Source organism: Microbacterium lushaniae (genome assembly GCF_008727775.1).
In the GTDB taxonomy this organism is placed as follows: domain Bacteria; phylum Actinomycetota; class Actinomycetes; order Actinomycetales; family Microbacteriaceae; genus Microbacterium; species Microbacterium lushaniae.
Genome location: NZ_CP044232.1, coordinates 1,304,849 through 1,322,504, shown reverse-complemented (window position 1 = coordinate 1,322,504; position 17,656 = coordinate 1,304,849). Strand labels below are relative to the sequence as shown.

At 66.7% G+C, this 17,656-nt stretch carries 11 protein-coding genes and 3 rRNA genes; all 14 read right to left on the bottom strand.

Annotated features, from left to right (window positions below; genetic code table 11):
• Positions 1-457: 457 nt before the first annotated feature.
• A 5S ribosomal RNA gene (gene rrf, locus F6J85_RS06105) occupies positions 458-574 on the bottom strand.
• 106 nt (positions 575-680) lie between these two features.
• A 23S ribosomal RNA gene (locus F6J85_RS06100) occupies positions 681-3,787 on the bottom strand.
• A 406-nt stretch (positions 3,788-4,193) separates the two neighbouring features.
• Positions 4,194-5,714 (bottom strand): 16S ribosomal RNA (locus tag F6J85_RS06095).
• Together the 16S, 23S and 5S rRNA genes form the textbook arrangement of a ribosomal RNA operon.
• Positions 5,715-6,236: 522 nt before the next feature.
• Positions 6,237-7,037: a DUF4184 family protein gene (locus F6J85_RS06090; RefSeq protein ID WP_150924255.1), complete on the bottom strand. Its 801-nt coding sequence runs from the start codon at positions 7,035-7,037 to the stop codon at positions 6,237-6,239.
• A 9-nt stretch (positions 7,038-7,046) separates the two neighbouring features.
• Complete coding sequence (tyrS, locus tag F6J85_RS06085) at positions 7,047-8,360, bottom strand: tyrosine--tRNA ligase (protein WP_224793624.1); 1,314 nt, start codon at positions 8,358-8,360, stop codon at positions 7,047-7,049.
• A gap of 5 nt (positions 8,361-8,365) precedes the next feature.
• Positions 8,366-9,070, bottom strand: a complete 705-nt coding sequence (locus F6J85_RS06080) for a hypothetical protein (protein WP_150924254.1) — start codon at positions 9,068-9,070, stop codon at positions 8,366-8,368.
• On the bottom strand, positions 9,067-9,717 hold the full coding sequence (locus F6J85_RS06075) for a SatD family protein (RefSeq protein WP_150924253.1): 651 nt from the start codon (positions 9,715-9,717) through the stop codon (positions 9,067-9,069). The genes F6J85_RS06080 and F6J85_RS06075 overlap by 4 nt, the downstream gene beginning before the upstream one ends.
• Positions 9,718-9,764: 47 nt before the next feature.
• Positions 9,765-11,195, bottom strand: coding sequence for an argininosuccinate lyase (gene argH / locus F6J85_RS06070; protein ID WP_150924252.1), 1,431 nt, complete (start codon positions 11,193-11,195; stop codon positions 9,765-9,767).
• Positions 11,192-12,331 carry a heparan-alpha-glucosaminide N-acetyltransferase domain-containing protein gene (locus tag F6J85_RS06065; protein ID WP_238707075.1) on the bottom strand — a complete coding sequence of 380 codons (1,140 nt, stop codon included), beginning with the start codon at positions 12,329-12,331 and terminating at the stop codon, positions 11,192-11,194. Before F6J85_RS06065 ends, argH begins: the two co-directional genes overlap by 4 nt.
• Positions 12,310-13,233 carry an ornithine carbamoyltransferase gene (gene argF / locus F6J85_RS06060; RefSeq protein WP_150924251.1) on the bottom strand — a complete coding sequence of 308 codons (924 nt, stop codon included), beginning with the start codon at positions 13,231-13,233 and terminating at the stop codon, positions 12,310-12,312. The genes F6J85_RS06065 and argF overlap by 22 nt, the downstream gene beginning before the upstream one ends.
• Positions 13,230-14,492 carry an acetylornithine transaminase gene (locus tag F6J85_RS06055; protein WP_150924250.1) on the bottom strand — a complete coding sequence of 421 codons (1,263 nt, stop codon included), beginning with the start codon at positions 14,490-14,492 and terminating at the stop codon, positions 13,230-13,232. The genes argF and F6J85_RS06055 overlap by 4 nt, the downstream gene beginning before the upstream one ends.
• Complete coding sequence (gene argB / locus F6J85_RS06050) at positions 14,489-15,391, bottom strand: acetylglutamate kinase (protein WP_150924249.1); 903 nt, start codon at positions 15,389-15,391, stop codon at positions 14,489-14,491. The genes F6J85_RS06055 and argB overlap by 4 nt, the downstream gene beginning before the upstream one ends.
• A complete protein-coding gene (gene argJ, locus F6J85_RS06045) occupies positions 15,388-16,545 on the bottom strand; it encodes a bifunctional glutamate N-acetyltransferase/amino-acid acetyltransferase ArgJ (protein ID WP_150924248.1) in 1,158 nt (385 codons plus the stop codon). The genes argB and argJ overlap by 4 nt, the downstream gene beginning before the upstream one ends.
• On the bottom strand, positions 16,542-17,591 hold the full coding sequence (gene argC, locus F6J85_RS06040) for an N-acetyl-gamma-glutamyl-phosphate reductase (RefSeq protein WP_150924247.1): 1,050 nt from the start codon (positions 17,589-17,591) through the stop codon (positions 16,542-16,544). Before argC ends, argJ begins: the two co-directional genes overlap by 4 nt.
• Positions 17,592-17,656: the final 65 nt, after the last annotated feature.

The following is a 17,656-nucleotide window of genomic DNA, read 5'->3' as shown; positions in this document are numbered from 1 at the left end:
CCCGACGGGCGATACGGCCGCTCACCCGACGGGCGGTACGGACGATCGCCGGCGCCGCGATCCGGACGCTCACCCGACGGGCGGTACGGACGATCCCCGGAGCCGCGGTTGGGACGATCACCCGACGCGCGATCCGGCCGCTCACCCGACGGGCGGTACGGACGATCCCCGGAGCCGCGATCCGGACGGTCACCCGACGGGCGATACGGCCGATCCCCGGACGCGCGATTCGGCCGGTCGCCGCGGCTCCGGTCCGACGAACCCGCTCCGTCCTGACGAGGCCGCGAGTGCCCCTGAGAACCTCGGTCGCCTCCGCGAGCACGCGCGTCGCGCGCTTTGCGATCGTCGCGGTCGTCGCGGTCGTCCGTCGCCACTGGTTTCTCCTTCTCGTCACCCGAAAACAGGTCTGTAAACGCGAAATGGCCACCCAGCGTTGGGTGGCCATTTCTCGGAAGAAGTCCGGCGGTGTCCTACTCTCCCACAGGGTCCCCCCTGCAGTACCATCGGCGCTGTGAGGCTTAGCTTCCGGGTTCGGAATGTAACCGGGCGTTTCCCTCACGCTATGGCCGCCGAAACACTATTGATGTTTCAGTCGTACACAAACGTAGTTCTATGTTGTGTTGTTGTTCCCGACCGTACATCGGGAACCACTCAGTGGACGCAAGCACCAAAAACGGTGTGTTATCAAGTCATCGGCTTATTAGTACCGGTCAGCTTCACGTGTTGCCACGCTTCCACATCCGGCCTATCAACCCAGTAGTCTGGCTGGGAGCCTCTCGCCCGAAGGCATGGAAGTCTCATCTTGAGGCCGGCTTCCCGCTTAGATGCTTTCAGCGGTTATCCATCCCGAACGTAGCTAATCAGCGGTGCTCCTGGCGGAACAACTGACACACCAGAGGTTCGTCCAACCCGGTCCTCTCGTACTAGGGTCAGATCCTCTCAAACTTCCTACGCGCGCAGCGGATAGGGACCGAACTGTCTCACGACGTTCTAAACCCAGCTCGCGTACCGCTTTAATGGGCGAACAGCCCAACCCTTGGGACCTACTCCAGCCCCAGGATGCGACGAGCCGACATCGAGGTGCCAAACCATGCCGTCGATATGGACTCTTGGGCAAGATCAGCCTGTTATCCCCGAGGTACCTTTTATCCGTTGAGCGACAGCGCTTCCACAAGCCACTGCCGGATCACTAGTCCCGACTTTCGTCCCTGCTCGACCTGTCAGTCTCACAGTCAAGCTCCCTTGTGCACTTACACTCGCCACCTGATTGCCAACCAGGTTGAGGGAACCTTTGGGCGCCTCCGTTACTTTTTGGGAGGCAACCGCCCCAGTTAAACTACCCACCAGGCACTGTCCCTGAACCGGATTACGGTTCTAAGTTAGATATCCAGAGTGACCAGAGTGGTATTTCAACAATGACTCCACATGAACTGGCGTCCATGCTTCACAGTCTCCCACCTATCCTACACAAGCCACACCGAACACCAATACCAAGCTGTAGTAAAGGTCACGGGGTCTTTCCGTCCTGCTGCGCGTAACGAGCATCTTTACTCGTAATGCAATTTCGCCGAGTTCGCGGTTGAGACAGTTGGGAAGTCGTTACGCCATTCGTGCAGGTCGGAACTTACCCGACAAGGAATTTCGCTACCTTAGGATGGTTATAGTTACCACCGCCGTTTACTGGGGCTTAAATTCTCAGCTTCGCCTTGCGGCTAACCGGTCCTCTTAACCTTCCAGCACCGGGCAGGCGTCAGTCCGTATACATCGTCTTGCGACTTGGCACGGACCTGTGTTTTTAGTAAACAGTCGCTACCCACTAGTCTCTGCGGCCTCCAAACGCTTTCGGAGCAAGTCCTAATACGCCGAAGGCCCCCCTTCTCCCGAAGTTACGGGGGCATTTTGCCGAGTTCCTTAACCACGATTCTCTCGATCTCCTTGGTATTCTCTACCTGACCACCTGAGTCGGTTTGGGGTACGGGCGGCTTGAACCTCGCGTCGATGCTTTTCTTGGCAGCATAGGATCACCCACTTTTCATCCGCATCGTGTCTCAGCCTTAATGAGTGACGGATTTGCCTATCACTCGGCCTACGCACTTGCACCAGGACAACCATCGCCTGGCTTGGGCTACCTTCCTGCGTCACACCTGTTAATACGCTAACCGCACCAGCATGGGGTCGAGCGTTCGCCAAGACGGCTTCACCCCGAAGGGATCCATCCATTCCTGGTTAGGACTCTTAGCACCACTGGATTAGCTTGGGCGGTTCTTCGCCGGTACGGGAATATCAACCCGTTGTCCATCGACTACGCCTGTCGGCCTCGCCTTAGGTCCCGACTTACCCAGGGAAGATTAGCTTGACCCTGGAACCCTTGGTCTTTCGGAGGACATGTTTCTCACATGTCTTTCGCTACTCATGCCTGCATTCTCACTCGTGTGGCCTCCACGGCTGGTTCACACCGCCGCTTCGCTGGCCACACGACGCTCTCCTACCCATCAACACGGCTGGACCACGAAGGCCTACCAATAATGTCAATGCCACAACTTCGGTGGCGTGCTTGAGCCCCGTTACATTGTCGGCGCGGAATCACTTGACCAGTGAGCTATTACGCACTCTTTCAAGGGTGGCTGCTTCTAAGCCAACCTCCTGGTTGTCTAAGCAACTCCACATCCTTTCCCACTTAGCACGCGCTTAGGGACCTTAGTTGGTGGTCTGGGTTGTTTCCCTCTCGACTATGAAGCTTATCCCCCACAGTCTCACTGCTGCGCTCTCACTTACCGGCATTCGGAGTTTGGCTGACGTCAGTAACCTTTTGGGGCCCATCGGCCATCCAGTAGCTCTACCTCCGGCAAGAAACACGCAACGCTGCACCTAAATGCATTTCGGAGAGAACCAGCTATCACGAAGTTTGATTGGCCTTTCACCCCTATCCACAGCTCATCCCCTCAGTTTTCAACCTAAGTGGGTTCGGTCCTCCACGACGTCTTACCGTCGCTTCAACCTGGCCATGGATAGATCACTTCGCTTCGGGTCTAGGACACGCGACTGAATCGCCCTATTCAGACTCGCTTTCGCTACGGCTACCCCACTCGGGTTAACCTCGCCACGTATCGCTAACTCGCAGGCTCATTCTTCAAAAGGCACGCTGTCACAGCTGCTATGGCTGCTCCAACGGTTTGTAAGCAAACGGTTTCAGGTACTATTTCACTCCCCTCCCGGGGTACTTTTCACCTTTCCCTCACGGTACTTGTCCGCTATCGGTCATCTGGGAGTATTTAGGCTTATCAGGTGGTCCTGACAGATTCACACGGGATTTCTCGGGCCCCGTGCTACTTGGGATACTCTTCGCGTCAAGAGAGGCATTTCGACTACGGGGTTCGCACCCTCTATGACCGGCCTTTCAAGACCGTTCGTCTATACCTTCTTGTAACGCCGACAGATCGGCAGAACTGTCTGAAAAGTCCCACAACCCCGAATACGCAACTCCTGCCGGATATCACACGTACTCGGTTTAGCCTGTTCCGGTTTCGCTCGCCACTACTAACGGAATCGCGGTTGCTTTCTCTTCCTGTGGGTACTGAGATGTTTCACTTCCCCACGTTCCCTCTACCCGCCCTATATATTCAGGCGGGAGTCACTGGGTCGGCACGCCGCCCAGCGGGGTTTCCCCATTCGGAAATCCTCGGATCGAAGTGTGCTTATCCACTCCCCGAGGCTTATCGCAGATTGCTACGTCCTTCTTCGGCTCCAGATGCCAAGGCATCCACCGTTTGCTCTTAAAGACTTGAAATCACATGAGTTTTATCAAAGAATCGGTCCGGACAAAGTCCGGCTCGAAATTGACTAATGATCTTTAAGATCATCTATGAGAACTGACCGAAGTCAGTTCAAAGATGCTCGCGTCCACTGTGTAGTTCTCAAAGTACGGGCGGTACCCTCCCCCGCCACCGCAAACACGGCAACAGAAAAAGGCCCAGAGGTTCAGCTGCGGTATAAAACCGCACCCGGTCCCTCAGGACCCAACAGCGTGCATGTGCCGGCCAACCCACCCAGTACTTTTCCAGCTGCAAGCAGCGTACTCAAAACCAGGCGACCCGATCGGCACCCCATCAAATGTTCCACCCATGAGCTACCAGCGAGAACATTCGTCTCGATCTGGCGCCTGGACACCCCAAAGGGTGCCAGATGCTCCTTAGAAAGGAGGTGATCCAGCCGCACCTTCCGGTACGGCTACCTTGTTACGACTTAGTCCTAATTACCGATCCCACCTTCGACAGCTCCCTCCACAAGGGTTGGGCCACCGGCTTCAGGTGTTACCGACTTTCATGACTTGACGGGCGGTGTGTACAAGACCCGGGAACGTATTCACCGCAGCGTTGCTGATCTGCGATTACTAGCGACTCCGACTTCATGAGGTCGAGTTGCAGACCTCAATCCGAACTGGGACCGGCTTTTTGGGATTCGCTCCACCTTACGGTATTGCAGCCCTTTGTACCGGCCATTGTAGCATGCGTGAAGCCCAAGACATAAGGGGCATGATGATTTGACGTCATCCCCACCTTCCTCCGAGTTGACCCCGGCAGTATCCCATGAGTTCCCACCATTACGTGCTGGCAACATAGAACGAGGGTTGCGCTCGTTGCGGGACTTAACCCAACATCTCACGACACGAGCTGACGACAACCATGCACCACCTGTATAGAGACCTTGCGGGGCGACTGTTTCCAGCCGTTTCCTCTATATGTCAAGCCTTGGTAAGGTTCTTCGCGTTGCATCGAATTAATCCGCATGCTCCGCCGCTTGTGCGGGTCCCCGTCAATTCCTTTGAGTTTTAGCCTTGCGGCCGTACTCCCCAGGCGGGGAACTTAATGCGTTAGCTGCGTCACGGAGACCGTGGAATGGCCCCCACAACTAGTTCCCAACGTTTACGGGGTGGACTACCAGGGTATCTAAGCCTGTTTGCTCCCCACCCTTTCGCTCCTCAGCGTCAGTTACGGCCCAGAGATCTGCCTTCGCCATCGGTGTTCCTCCTGATATCTGCGCATTCCACCGCTACACCAGGAATTCCAATCTCCCCTACCGCACTCTAGTCTGCCCGTACCCACTGCAGGCCCGAGGTTGAGCCTCGGGTTTTCACAGCAGACGCGACAAACCGCCTACGAGCTCTTTACGCCCAATAATTCCGGATAACGCTTGCGCCCTACGTATTACCGCGGCTGCTGGCACGTAGTTAGCCGGCGCTTTTTCTGCAGGTACCGTCACTTTCGCTTCTTCCCTGCTAAAAGAGGTTTACAACCCGAAGGCCGTCATCCCTCACGCGGCGTTGCTGCATCAGGCTTCCGCCCATTGTGCAATATTCCCCACTGCTGCCTCCCGTAGGAGTCTGGGCCGTGTCTCAGTCCCAGTGTGGCCGGTCACCCTCTCAGGCCGGCTACCCGTCGACGCCTTGGTGAGCCATTACCTCACCAACTAGCTGATAGGCCGCGAGCCCATCCCAGACCGAAAAATCTTTCCAGCTGCTGACCATGCGGTCGCAGCTCGTATCCGGTATTAGCAGCTGTTTCCAACTGTTATCCCAGAGTCCGGGGCAGGTTGCTCACGTGTTACTCACCCGTTCGCCACTGATCCAGGGAGCAAGCTCCCCTTCACCGTTCGACTTGCATGTGTTAAGCACGCCGCCAGCGTTCATCCTGAGCCAGGATCAAACTCTCCGTAAAAGAATTTTGCTACCACCGAACCGGAATAGGTTCGGCAGAGCGAGCTTGATCTGACGATCGGATGTCATTACTGACATTTATCCGTTTAATCTCAAAAGAATCTCACCGGCCAGCAAAGCTGACCGCGAGGTTTTTTGGCATTTGACAAGTGCACGCTGTTGAGTTCTCAAGGATCGGATGCTCCTGCTACTCAGCCTCTCAGCCTCGCCCGCAGGGCAACTTCTCTACCTTACCCCACCCCGTGAGCCTGACGCGCCAGCACTTCATTCGTTCCGATCGGAACCGAAGTGTCGATGATCAAGCCTTGCGGCGGGGGGAAACCCCATCCTAGACCCGGAGGTCGTCACACTCAAGGTGGTGTGAGGTTGGGGGTGGTTCTCCGCTTGAGAGGAAGCGGGGCCTTCCGGCCTCTCCGCTCTCCCCTGTGGGGCGAACAAGTAAGAGATTACGCGGGATGCGCGGACTCGGCAAATCGCGTGCATCCCTGGCGTGTCGCGCGTGTTTCCGCGGGCGCCGTGGAGTTCAGCGCGACGCTCCGGCGCGGCGCCGCACGAGGATCCCGGCGCACAGCGCGGCGGTGGCCAGCCCCCACACGGCGCACGCGGGCGGAAGCACGCGATACGCCAGATGCGCGGCGGTGAAGTCCGCGTCCAGGGGCCCGAGGACGGCGAGCCCGACCAGCCACGCGCTGATCAGCACGACCGGCAACGACACCCACCACGCCAGGCGCAGCGCCGCCGGCAGGACGCGATCGACCGGCGCGGGACGCCGACGCGACAGCCACCCGAGACCCCACGCCGCGAGGATCGCCAGACCCAGGACGCTCGAGCCGTGCTGCAGCCACGTGTACCCGGGGAGCGGTCCCCACCGTTGGGCCAGGACGGGCACGACATCCACGCCTCCACGTCCCGCGTGCGTGAACAGGTCCCACCCCACGTGCGTGACGACGCCGATCGCGAGCGAGAGCACGACCAGCCCGAGCGCCGGCCACGAGACGCCGCTCGCGCCGACGGCGAGGGTCTCGCGCAGCCCGTCCGCCGCCGAGGCGTCCCATCGCCGGGGCAGCCGCGCGGCGACCGCCCGGGGAGCAAGCTCCCGCACCGCCGGGCGCAGCAGCATCCGCCAGATCAGCAGCAGGCCGAGGGCGAGCGCGACGGTGACCGGAAGCCAGGCGAGGTCATGGGTCACGCCGTAGCCGGGGACGACGACACGGACGAACAGCGGAAGGTCGGGCGTCATCGCCCCCACCGCGATCGCGGCCGGCACGAGCGGCGTCCGCACGAACGCCAGCGCCACGACGGCGTGGCTCGGCGTGAGGGGCATCGGAGCGAGTCAGTCCAGGAAGACGCCCGCGAGGGTCTTCTTTCCCCGTCGCAGCACCGACACTCCCCCGGGGAGAGTGCCCGCCACGACCGCGTCTTCGGCGGTCACGCGCGCGCCGTCCAGCGACACGCCGCCCTGGCCGATCGCCCGTCGCGCTTCGCTGGCGCTGGAGACGAGCCCCGTGGACTGCAGCGCCTCCACGACGGATGTACCCCGCGTCACGCGGGCATGCGGGAGCTCCTCCAGCGCGCTGCGCAGCGTGGCGGCATCCAGCGTCGCCAGATCGCCCTGCCCGAAGAGCGCGTCGGATGCCGCGGCCACCGCCGCCGCGGCTTCCTCGCCGTGCACGAAGACGGTCACCTCCCGCGCGAGACGCCGCTGGGCCGCACGGCGGAAGGGCTCGTCCCGGACGAGCCGCTCGTACTCGGCGATCTCCTCGCGGGTGAGGAACGTGAAGACCTTCAGGCGCGTGATCACGTCGGCGTCGAGGGTGTTGAGCCAGAACTGGTAGAACGCGTACGGGCTGCACATCTGCGGATCCAGCCAGATCGCGTTGCCTTCGCTCTTGCCGAACTTCGACCCGTCGGCGTTCGTCATCAGCGGCGTGCCGAGGGCGTGCACCGAGGCGCCCTCGACCCGGTGGATGAGGTCGACACCGCTGGTGAGGTTGCCCCACTGATCGCTGCCACCGGTCTGCAGCACGCACCCGTACGCACGGAACAGCTCGAGGTAGTCCAGACCCTGCAGGATCTGGTAGCTGAACTCGGTGTAGCTGATGCCGGCCTCGGAGTTCAGCCGCGCCGCGACGGCGTCCTTCTTCAGCATCGTGCCCACGCGGTAGTGCTTGCCGATCTCGCGTAGGAAGTCGATGGCGCTCATCGGCGCGGTCCAGTCGAGGTTGTTGACGATGCGCGCGGCACTCTCCCCCTCGAAGCTCAGGAACCGCTCGACCTGGGTCCGGAGCGAACCGACCCACTCCGACACGGTCTCCTTGGTGTTGAGCGTGCGTTCGGCGGAGGGGCGCGGGTCGCCGATCAGACCGGTCGATCCGCCGACGAGACCGAGCGGGCGATGTCCCGCCAGCTGCAGGCGCCGCATGGTGAGCAGCTGCACGAGGTTGCCCAGGTGCAGGCTCGGGGCGGTCGGATCGAATCCGCAGTAGAAGACGATCGGGGGTCCGCCCAGCAGCTCGCGCAGGGACTCGGCATCCGTGGACACGTGCACGAGACCGCGCCACAGGAGTTCGTCCCACACGTTGTCGAACGTCTGGTCGTTGGCGGGGGCGAGAGCGCTCACGGCGGTGTCGGTGGCGGGGCTGGGCACGCGGTTCAGGTTATCAGCGGGGCGGCGCCCCACCACACGAGCGCCGCCGCGGCCAGGGCGCACGCCCAGCTGGCGAGGCTTCCGACGAGGAAGTACTCCGCCCGGTCGCCCGAGTCGCCGTCGCGGGAGATCTCCGGGAAGCGCACGATCCCCTTCGCCGCGAGCACGGCGGCCAGGAGCGTGTACGCGCCGGCGAGGGTCAGGGCGAAGACGAGCACGCGTTCGAGCGGTCCGATGAGCCGTCCGCCCTTCAGGCCCGAGCCGGTCGGCAGGACGACGGCCTCCTGCCGGAGCGCCGAGCGCACGACGATGTTGCCCGACTCCAGCAGGAACACCGTCGCACCGGCGACGGCGACGATCGTGTCCACCGAGACGGGGCCGAACGGCGCCACCGGCTGCCACGCGTCGCCGAGGGGCCCGGCGTGCGCGCGCGGACCGACCGCGAGCACCGCCGCCGCGCAGACGACGGCGAGCACGGCCGCCGCCCACACGCCGGATCGGCGCGCGCCGTCCGGCGCGACGAGCGCAACCCATACGGCTGCGGCGAGGGCGGCTCCGATCGCGGCGGGCACGGCATCCAGAGCCGACGCCGCCAGCAGCAGCGCGACGGCGGCGATCACGTACGCGACCGCCCGCCGCCCGGCGGGGAGGAACTGGCGCAGGAGATCCACGCCGCCGATCGCGAGCAGGAGGACCCCGGCGACGATCATGCCGGGCTCCCGTCGGTCAGGACGGCGAAGCCTTCGAGGATCGCGCCGGCGCCGGCGCCGGCGAGCGCCTGGGACACGGCGGACTGCGTGATCCCCTCCGCGTGGGCGAGGGCACGCTGGGTGCGCCCGATGCAGCGCCCGTACACGAGTCGTCGCGTGCGCTCGCTCATGGCGCCCACGAGCTGGTCGCGCGTGAGCAGGTAGGCGTTGGCGAAGGCGACACGGGAGAGCACACCGGCATTGTCCTCCCCCTCGGCGACACCCACCCACGTGCGCGCGCTGGGCGCGGCGCGCTGCTGCAGCGCGTGGACCCGATCGATCGCGGCGCGCGCGGCCCACCATCCTGGCCCGTCGGTGAGCTCCTCCGCCGTGGAGGGCAGCGGCTCGATGTCGCCGACGCCCACCCCGAAGCGGCACTCCAGGCCGTCGGGGAGGGCGAGCTGCAGCAGCAGCAGCCCCTTCAGCGCCGCGGTGAGGTCGGGGTAGACGCCCTGCAGCTCATCGCCTACCGTGGCCGTCAGCGCGCGGTCGGCGAACGGATGCTCCGCCTCCACGCGCGCGATGGTCTCCTCGAGAGCCACCTGGGCGGCCGCGCGATCGCTCAGCCGGCGGGAGCCGACGATGTCGGCGATGACCACGGTGGACATGACATAAGCATATCGCTGATCATCAAAGAATATCAGCCCTTGGCTTATCAGAGACCGAGGGTGTGGGCGACGGCCTGGGCACGCGACACGAGGTCGCGACGCTGCTCGGTCACGCGCACGGGCGCGGTGCCCCCGACCCCCGAGCGGCTGGCCACCGAGCCGGCCACCGTCAGCACGTCGCGCACCTCCGGGGTCAGCGCGGGCGACACCTCCGCGAGCAGCTCGTCCGGTGCCTCGTCCAGGCCGATGCCGCGCTCCTCGCACGCGCGCACGAGCGAGCCGGAGATCTCGTGCGCGTCGCGGAAGGGCACGCCCTGACGCACCAGCCAGTCGGCCACATCCGTCGCGAGGGAGAATCCCTCGGGGGCGAGCTCCGCCATGCGGGCGGTGTCGAAGCGCAGCGTCGCGATCATCCCGGCGAAGGCGGGCAGAATCAGCTCGAGCGTGCGGACGCTGTCGAAGACGGGCTCCTTGTCCTCCTGCAGGTCTCGGTTGTAGGCCAGGGGCAGCCCCTTGAGAGTCGCCAGGAGCCCGGTGAGGTTGCCGATCAGCCGCCCCGCCTTGCCGCGGGCGAGCTCGGCGATGTCGGGGTTCTTCTTCTGCGGCATGATGCTCGAGCCGGTCGAATACGCGTCGTCGAGGGTGACGAAACCGAACTCGCGGGTGTTCCAGATGATGACGTCTTCGGCGAAGCGCGAAAGGTCGACGGCGATCATGGCGGTGACGAAGGCGAATTCGGCCACGACGTCACGGGATGCGGTGCCATCGAGCGAGTTCTCCGCCGGGCGGGCCAGCCCGAGCTCGCGTGCGACCAGCTCGGGATCCAGTCCCAGCGACGATCCGGCGAGCGCCCCGCCGCCATACGGCGACACCGACGCGCGCACCGACCAGTCGCGCAGGCGCTCGAGCCCCCGGACGAGGGTCCAGCCGTACGCCTGCAGGTGATGGGCCAGCAGCACCGGCTGCGCGTGCTGGAGGTGGGTGCGGCCGGGCATCACCGCGTCCGCGTGGGCGTCGGCCTGCGCCACGATCGCGTCGATGAGGCGCAGCACCTCCCGAGCGATCGTGCGGCCGTGATCGAGCAGGTACAGCCGCACGAGCGTGGCGATCTGGTCGTTGCGGCTGCGCCCGGCCCGGAGCTTCCCGCCCAGGGCGGGACCGACCTCGGCGATGAGCGCGTTCTCCAGCGCGCCGTGGACGTCCTCGTCCTCGGGTGCGGCGCGCAGCGTGCCCTCCCCGACGCGGGCGGCGAGCGCATCGAGCCCGGCGTGCATGGCGCGCGCCTCGTCGGCGGTCAGGTACCCGGCGGCCTCGAGCGCGCGGGCGTGCGCATGCGATCCGGCGATGTCGTACAGCGCGAGATCCCAGTCGAAGTGGGTGGAGCGGCTCAGCGCCGCCAGCTCCGGCGACGGTCCCCCGGCGAACCGCGCGCCCCACAGCGCGCCCTCGTTCGTACCCGAACCCGTCTGATCGCTCATCCTTCCAGCCTACCGACGCCGCCGGCCCTGGCCGGCTCGCGCACGGCCCACGTGCTCAAGCGCGCGATGACCGCTTCCAGGGGTCCTCGGCCGATCAGCAGCGTCCACGCCGTGCACGCCAGGATCAGCGCCAGCGTCATCGGCCAGAAGGGATCCAGTGCCCGGAATCCGGACAGATCGCCCGTGGCGCCCAGAACGGATGCGGCCACCACCGCCCACGCCACCAGCTGCACGACGTACGCGGTCAGGGGCATGGAGCCCACCGCCCGCAGCGGCACCGCCACCCAGCGCAGCGCCGTGGCGCACACGAGCAGGCACAGGCCGATCACCGCGATCGCGAATCCACCGGAGCCCACCACCTCCAGCACTCCGCTGGAGTGCGCCCGCGCGGTCCACACCGCTCCGAGGATCGACTGGCTCTCCGCCACGACGCCGGCCCCGCTCACCGCCGCCAGAGCGTAGCCCAGGGCGGCCAGGGCCGCCCCCGCCGCCAGCAGCAGGGCCGCCGTCCGCGGCGAGCGCAGGTCGGTGCGCCCGATCGCCATCCCCGCCAGCAGGAAGGCGATCCACACCGGGAACGGGTACTGCCAGCCGATCAGCGCCGCCACCGTGAGGCCGTCGGGCGTCGACCAGAACGGCGCGGCGTCCCACAGCGCCTGCGGGAACGGCATCACCACGCCCACCACGGCGGCCAGGAGGAACAGCGCGGGCGGGCGCATCCCCAGGAAGGGCAGCGACAGCAGGAACAGGATCGCGTAGGCGGGCAGGATGACGTACACCGGAACCCCGGTGGCCACCAGCATGAGCCCGATCGCCCACAGCAGCAGGGCGCGCAGTGCGATGCGCGCCGAGGCGCGAGCGCGCCGCGCGCCGCGGAAAGGACGCTGCCCACCCGTGACCAGGGCGATCGAGACGCCGGCCAGGGTGGCGAAGAGGATGGACGAGCGGCCGTTGGCGACGTCGATCCAGGTCGCCGGATCGCCGGGGTCGAACGCGTCGATCACGAGGAGGTGGGCGGCGATCATCCCGATCACCGCGAGCCCGCGCGCCAGGTCGATGCCCGCGAGGCGGGGCGGGGCGTCGAAGCGACGCCACCGCGACCGGATCCAGCCGGTCAGCCCTGCCGCAGCAGCCACACCAGGAGCGCCTTCTGCGCGTGGAGCCTGTTCTCGGCCTCGTCCCACACGACGCTCTGGGGGCCGTCGATCACCTCGGCGTCGACCTCGTAGCCGCGGTCGGCCGGGAGGCAGTGGATGAAGATCGCATCGGGGCGCGCGATCGCCATGGTGTCGGAGGTCACCTTGTAGGCGCCGAGGTCGCGGAGCCGAGCGAGCTTCTCCTCCTCCTTGCCCATCGACACCCACGTGTCGGTCACCACGACGTCGGCCCCGGCGGCGGCCTCGTTCGCATCGGTGTAGAGGGTGACCGACCCGCCCGTGCGCGCGGCGATGTCGTCGGCGTCGGCGAGCACGTCCGCCCGCGGCGCGTAGTCCTCCGGCGACGCGACCCGCACGTGCATTCCCGCGGTGACCCCGGCCAGCACGTACGAGTGCGCCATGTTGCTGCGCCCGTCGCCGAAGAACGACAGCGTGAGACCGGCCAGGTCGCCCTTGTGCTCGCGGATGGTGAGCAGATCGGCCAGGAGCTGACAGGGGTGGAAGTCATCGCTCAGCGCGTTGACGACCGGAACCGTCGTGCCCGCGGCCATCTCCTCGAGCCCCGCCTGGGCGTAGGTGCGCCACACGATCGCGGCGACCTGCCGCTCCAGCACGCGGGCGGTGTCGGAGGGGGTCTCCTTGCCGCCGAGCTGGCTGTTCGCGGTGGAGATGATCAGCGGGGATCCGCCGAGGTCGGCGATCCCGACCGCGAACGACACGCGCGTGCGCGTGGAGGACTTGTCGAAGATGACCGCAACCGTCTGCGGGCCGGCGAGCGGCCTGTGCGCCCAGCGGTCCTTCTTCAGCTCGATCGCGAGATCCAGGATCTCCGCCTGTTCGGCGGGACTCAGGTCATCGTCGCGCAGCAGGTGACGGGTCACGCGGGCACTCCCTTCGCCGCGGTGGCGGCATCCTCCAGCAGCAGCGACGAGGCGACGGTGGCCAAAGACGCGGTGAACAGCTCGACGAACTCGCCGACCTCGGTGTCGCCGATCGTGAGCGGCGGCACGAGCCGGATCGTGTCGTCATTGGGGGCGTTGACGATCAGGCCGTGCTCCTGGGCGGCGGCGACGACGGCCTTGGCGACCGGATGCCGCAGCGCCACGCCGAGGAGGAGCCCCTGGCCGCGCACGCCCGCCACCAGCGGCGAGCCGATGCCGCAGATCTCGGCGCGCAGCTGCTCGCCGCGACGGCGCGCGTTGTCGAGCAGCCCCGCGTCCTCGATCTCGGCCAGCACCGCCCCTGCCACGGCGGTCCCCAGCGCGTTGCCGCCGAACGTCGAGCCGTGGGTGCCGGGGTAGAACAGGTCGCTGGCCGCGCCGAAGGTGATGAGGGCCCCGATCGGGAAGCCGCCGCCGATGCCCTTGGCGACGGTGATGGCGTCGGGCGTGATGCCCGCGTGCTGGAAGGCGAACCACTCCCCCGTGCGCCCCGCGCCGGTCTGGATCTCATCGACGATCAGCAGCGCGCCGTGACGGGTCGTGAGCTCCCTGGCCGCCTGGAGGTACCCCTCGGGCAGTTCCACGACGCCGGCCTCGCCCTGGATCGGTTCGACCACGAGCGCGGCGACCCGGTCGTCCATGGCCGCCTCCAGCGCCGCCACGGTCGCCGGGATGTGCTCGACTCCCGGCACCATCGGCAGGAAATCCGCCTGCAGCGCGGGCTTGGCCGTCATCGCGAGCGTGCCCATCGTGCGTCCGTGGAACCCGCCGTGCAGGGTGAGGATGCGGGTGCGGTCGGGGCCCCCGTGCAGGCGGGCGAGCTTGAAGGCGGCTTCGTTGGCCTCGGCGCCGGAGTTGCCGAAGTAGACCCGGCCGCTCGGACCGGTGCCGGCCAGGCGCTTCAGGCGCGCGGCCAGCGCGAGCTGCGGCGGCGTCGCGAAGTAGTTGGACACGTGGGCCAGGGTCGCCGCCTGCCGTGACACGGCGTCGACGAAAGCGGGATGGGCGTGCCCGAGGGCGTCCACGGCGATCCCGGCGAGGAAGTCGAGGTGGCGTCGCCCCCCGTCGTCCCACACGTAGGATCCCTCCCCGCGCACGAACAGGGCCATCCGCTCGCCGAAGCTGCGGACGAGGTCACGTCCGGCGTCCTCCTGCCACGACGCGCTGTCATCGCCGGGCAGCACTGGTGCATCGCTCATGCGACGACCTCCGTTCCGATCCCCTTGCTGGTGAACAGTTCCACGAGCACCGAATGCGGCACCCTCCCGTCGATGATGGCCGCGGTGGGCACGCCGCCGTCCACGGCATCCAGGCACGCCTGCATCTTGGGGATCATGCCCGACTCCAGCTGCGGCATCATCGCGCGCAGCTCCGTCGAGGTGAGGTGGGACACGAGCGATTCGCGGTTGGGCCAGTCGGCGTACAGGCCGGCCACGTCGGTGAGGACGACGAGCTTCTCCGCCCCCAGGGCCACCGCGAGCGCGGCGGCCGCGGCATCCGCGTTGACGTTGAGGGAATGTCCGGGGTGATCCAGGTCCGGCGCGATGCTGGAGACGATCGGGATGCGACCGGCCGCGAGGTGGTCCAGGACGGGCTGGGGGTCCACCGACACGACATCGCCCACGCGTCCGAGGTCGTGCTCGACGCCGTCGACGACGACCCCGCGGCGGCGGCCGCCGAAGAGCCCCGCGTCCTCGCCGCTGAGACCCATCGCCAGCGGGCCGTGGGCGTTGACCTTGGCCACGAGCTGGGGATTGATCTGACCGGTGAGCACCATGCGGACGACGCTGATGGCTTCCGTGGAGGTGACACGGTAGCCGCCCTTGAATTCGCTCGGGATGGCGAGGCGATCGAGCATCGAGGAGATCTGCGGTCCGCCGCCGTGCACGACGACCGGGCGGACGCCGACGTACCGGAGGTACGCGATGTCGGCGGCGAAGGCGTCCTGCAGCTCGTCGCTGACCATGGCGTTGCCGCCGTACTTGATCACGATGACCTGGTCGCGGAAGCGCCGCAGCCACGGCAGCGACTCCACGAGGGTGGCTGCCCGCGCGCTCGCGGCGGTCGGGTCGGTGTCCTGGATGTCGATTCCGGTCATGACGAATAGGCGCTGTTCTCGTGGACGTACTCGTGCGTGAGGTCGTTGGTCAAGATGACGGCGGTCGCATCGCCGGCTTTCAGGTCGATCACGAGGTCGGTGGCCCGCGGCGTCAGGTCGACGTCTTCACGGGGGCGGTCCGGGCCCCCCGCGGTGCAGACGCGGACGCCGTTCATCCACACGTCCACGTCGTACGGGTCGAACCGGGCCGTCGTCGTGCCGATCGCGGCGAGCACCCGGCCCCAGTTGGGGTCGTTGCCGAAGATCGCGGCTTTGAAGAGGTTGTTGCGGGCGACCGAGCGGCCGACGTCGACGGCCTCGTCCTCGGATGCGGCGTGGGTCACCTCGATACGGATGTCGTGGCTGGCGCCCTCGGCGTCGGACTGCAGCTGCTCGGCGAGGTCGAAGCACACCGCGGCGAGCGCCTCGCGGAAGGCTTCGGCCTGGGGGCGGATGCCGCTGGCTCCGCTGACGAGCAGACTGACCTGGTCGTTCGTGGACATGCACCCGTCGGAGTCGAGGCGGTCGAAGCTCACGCGCGTCGCGTGCCGCAGCGCAGCGTCCGCCTCGGCGGAATCGAGCACGGCGTCGGTGGTGAGCACCACGAGCATCGTCGCCAGGCCCGGCGCCAGCATCCCGGCGCCCTTGGCCATGCCCCCGATCGTCCAGCCGTCTTCGCTGTGCACGACGCGCTTGGGTCGGGAGTCGGTGGTCATGATCGCCAGCGACGCGGCCTCTCCCCCGTCGCCCGACAGCGCCGCGATCCCTTCCTCGACGCCGTGGAGCACCTTGGCGCGGAACACCTCGTCGCCGGTGCCGATCAGACCGGTCGAGCACACCAGGACGTCGCCGGCGCCCGCTCCCAGCAGTTCTGCCGTCTTCTCCGCGGTCTGATGCGTGGTCTGGAATCCGAAGGAGCCGGTGAAGCAGTTCGCACCGCCGGAGTTGAGCACGATGGCTTCCACGACGCCGTCCGCGATGGCCTGCTCGGACCACAGGATGGGGTTGGCCTTGGCCCGGTTGGAGGTGAACACCGCCGCCCCGACCTTGAGCGGGCCACGGTTCACGACGACGGCGACGTCGGGCTTGCCGCTGGATTTCAGTCCCACGGCGACTCCCGCGGCCTCGAATCCGGCCGGTGCGGTGACGCTCACGGTGCCACTCCGTTCACGCTCAGTCCACGCGTCTCGGGGAGCCCGAGCGCGAGGTTCATCGACTGCACGGCGGCTCCCGCCGTGCCCTTGACGAGGTTGTCCACGGCGGTGACCACCACGACGCGGTTGGCGTCGCGGTCGACCGCGAGTCCCATGAGCGCCGTGTTGGCCCCGATCACATCGGCCGTGCGCGGGAAGTCGCCGGCGGGAAGGAGGTGCACGAACGGCTCGCCGTCATAGGCCGCCTCCCACGCGTCACGGATCTGCGCGTCGGTGGTCCCCGGCGCGATCGGCGCCGACGTGGTGGCGAGGATCCCACGGGCCATCGGCACGAGCACGGGCGTGAAGGAGACGCGCACCGCCGCCGCATCCGCCCCGGCGGCCACCAGTGCCTGGCGGATCTCGGGGATGTGGCGGTGCGTCCCGCCCACCGCATACGGATTGGCCGACCCCAGGATCTCGGCGGCCAGGAGGTTGGTCTTCAGGCTCTTGCCGGCGCCGCTGGGGCCCACCGCCAGGACGCTGACGATGTCGGACGCGTCGATGACGCCGGCGGCGACTCCGGGCGCGACGCTCAGCGACACCGTGGAGGCGTTGCAGCCGGGGGCGGCGATCCGCGTCGCGCCGACCAGGGCGTCGCGCTGCTTGCCGCCGTCCGCCGGGAGTTCCGGCACGCCGTAGGTCCACGCTTCGGAGTGGGCGCCGCCGTAGAAGCGGTCCCAGTCGGCGGAGTCGGTCAGGCGATGATCGGCGCCGGCGTCGATGACGAGGGGCACCTCGGCCAGCGCGTCGGTGTACTGCGCGGACTGCCCGTGCGGCAGTGCGAGCACGACGATGTCGTGGCCGGCGAGCACCTCGGGCGTCGTCTCACGCAGGGTGAGGCCGGCGAGCGAGCGCAGGTGCGGCTGGTGCTCGATCAGCGGGCGGCCGGCACTGGTGTGCGCGGTGACTGTGCGGATCTGGACGTCGGGGTGCTCGGCGAGGAGACGCAGCACCTCACCGCCGGCGTAGCCGGATGCGCCGGAGACGGCGACCGAATAGGGCATGACTTCAACCTTATGTCTGGGACGACGGGGCCGGTGACGGCGACACCCGAGCCGCAGACGCGTTC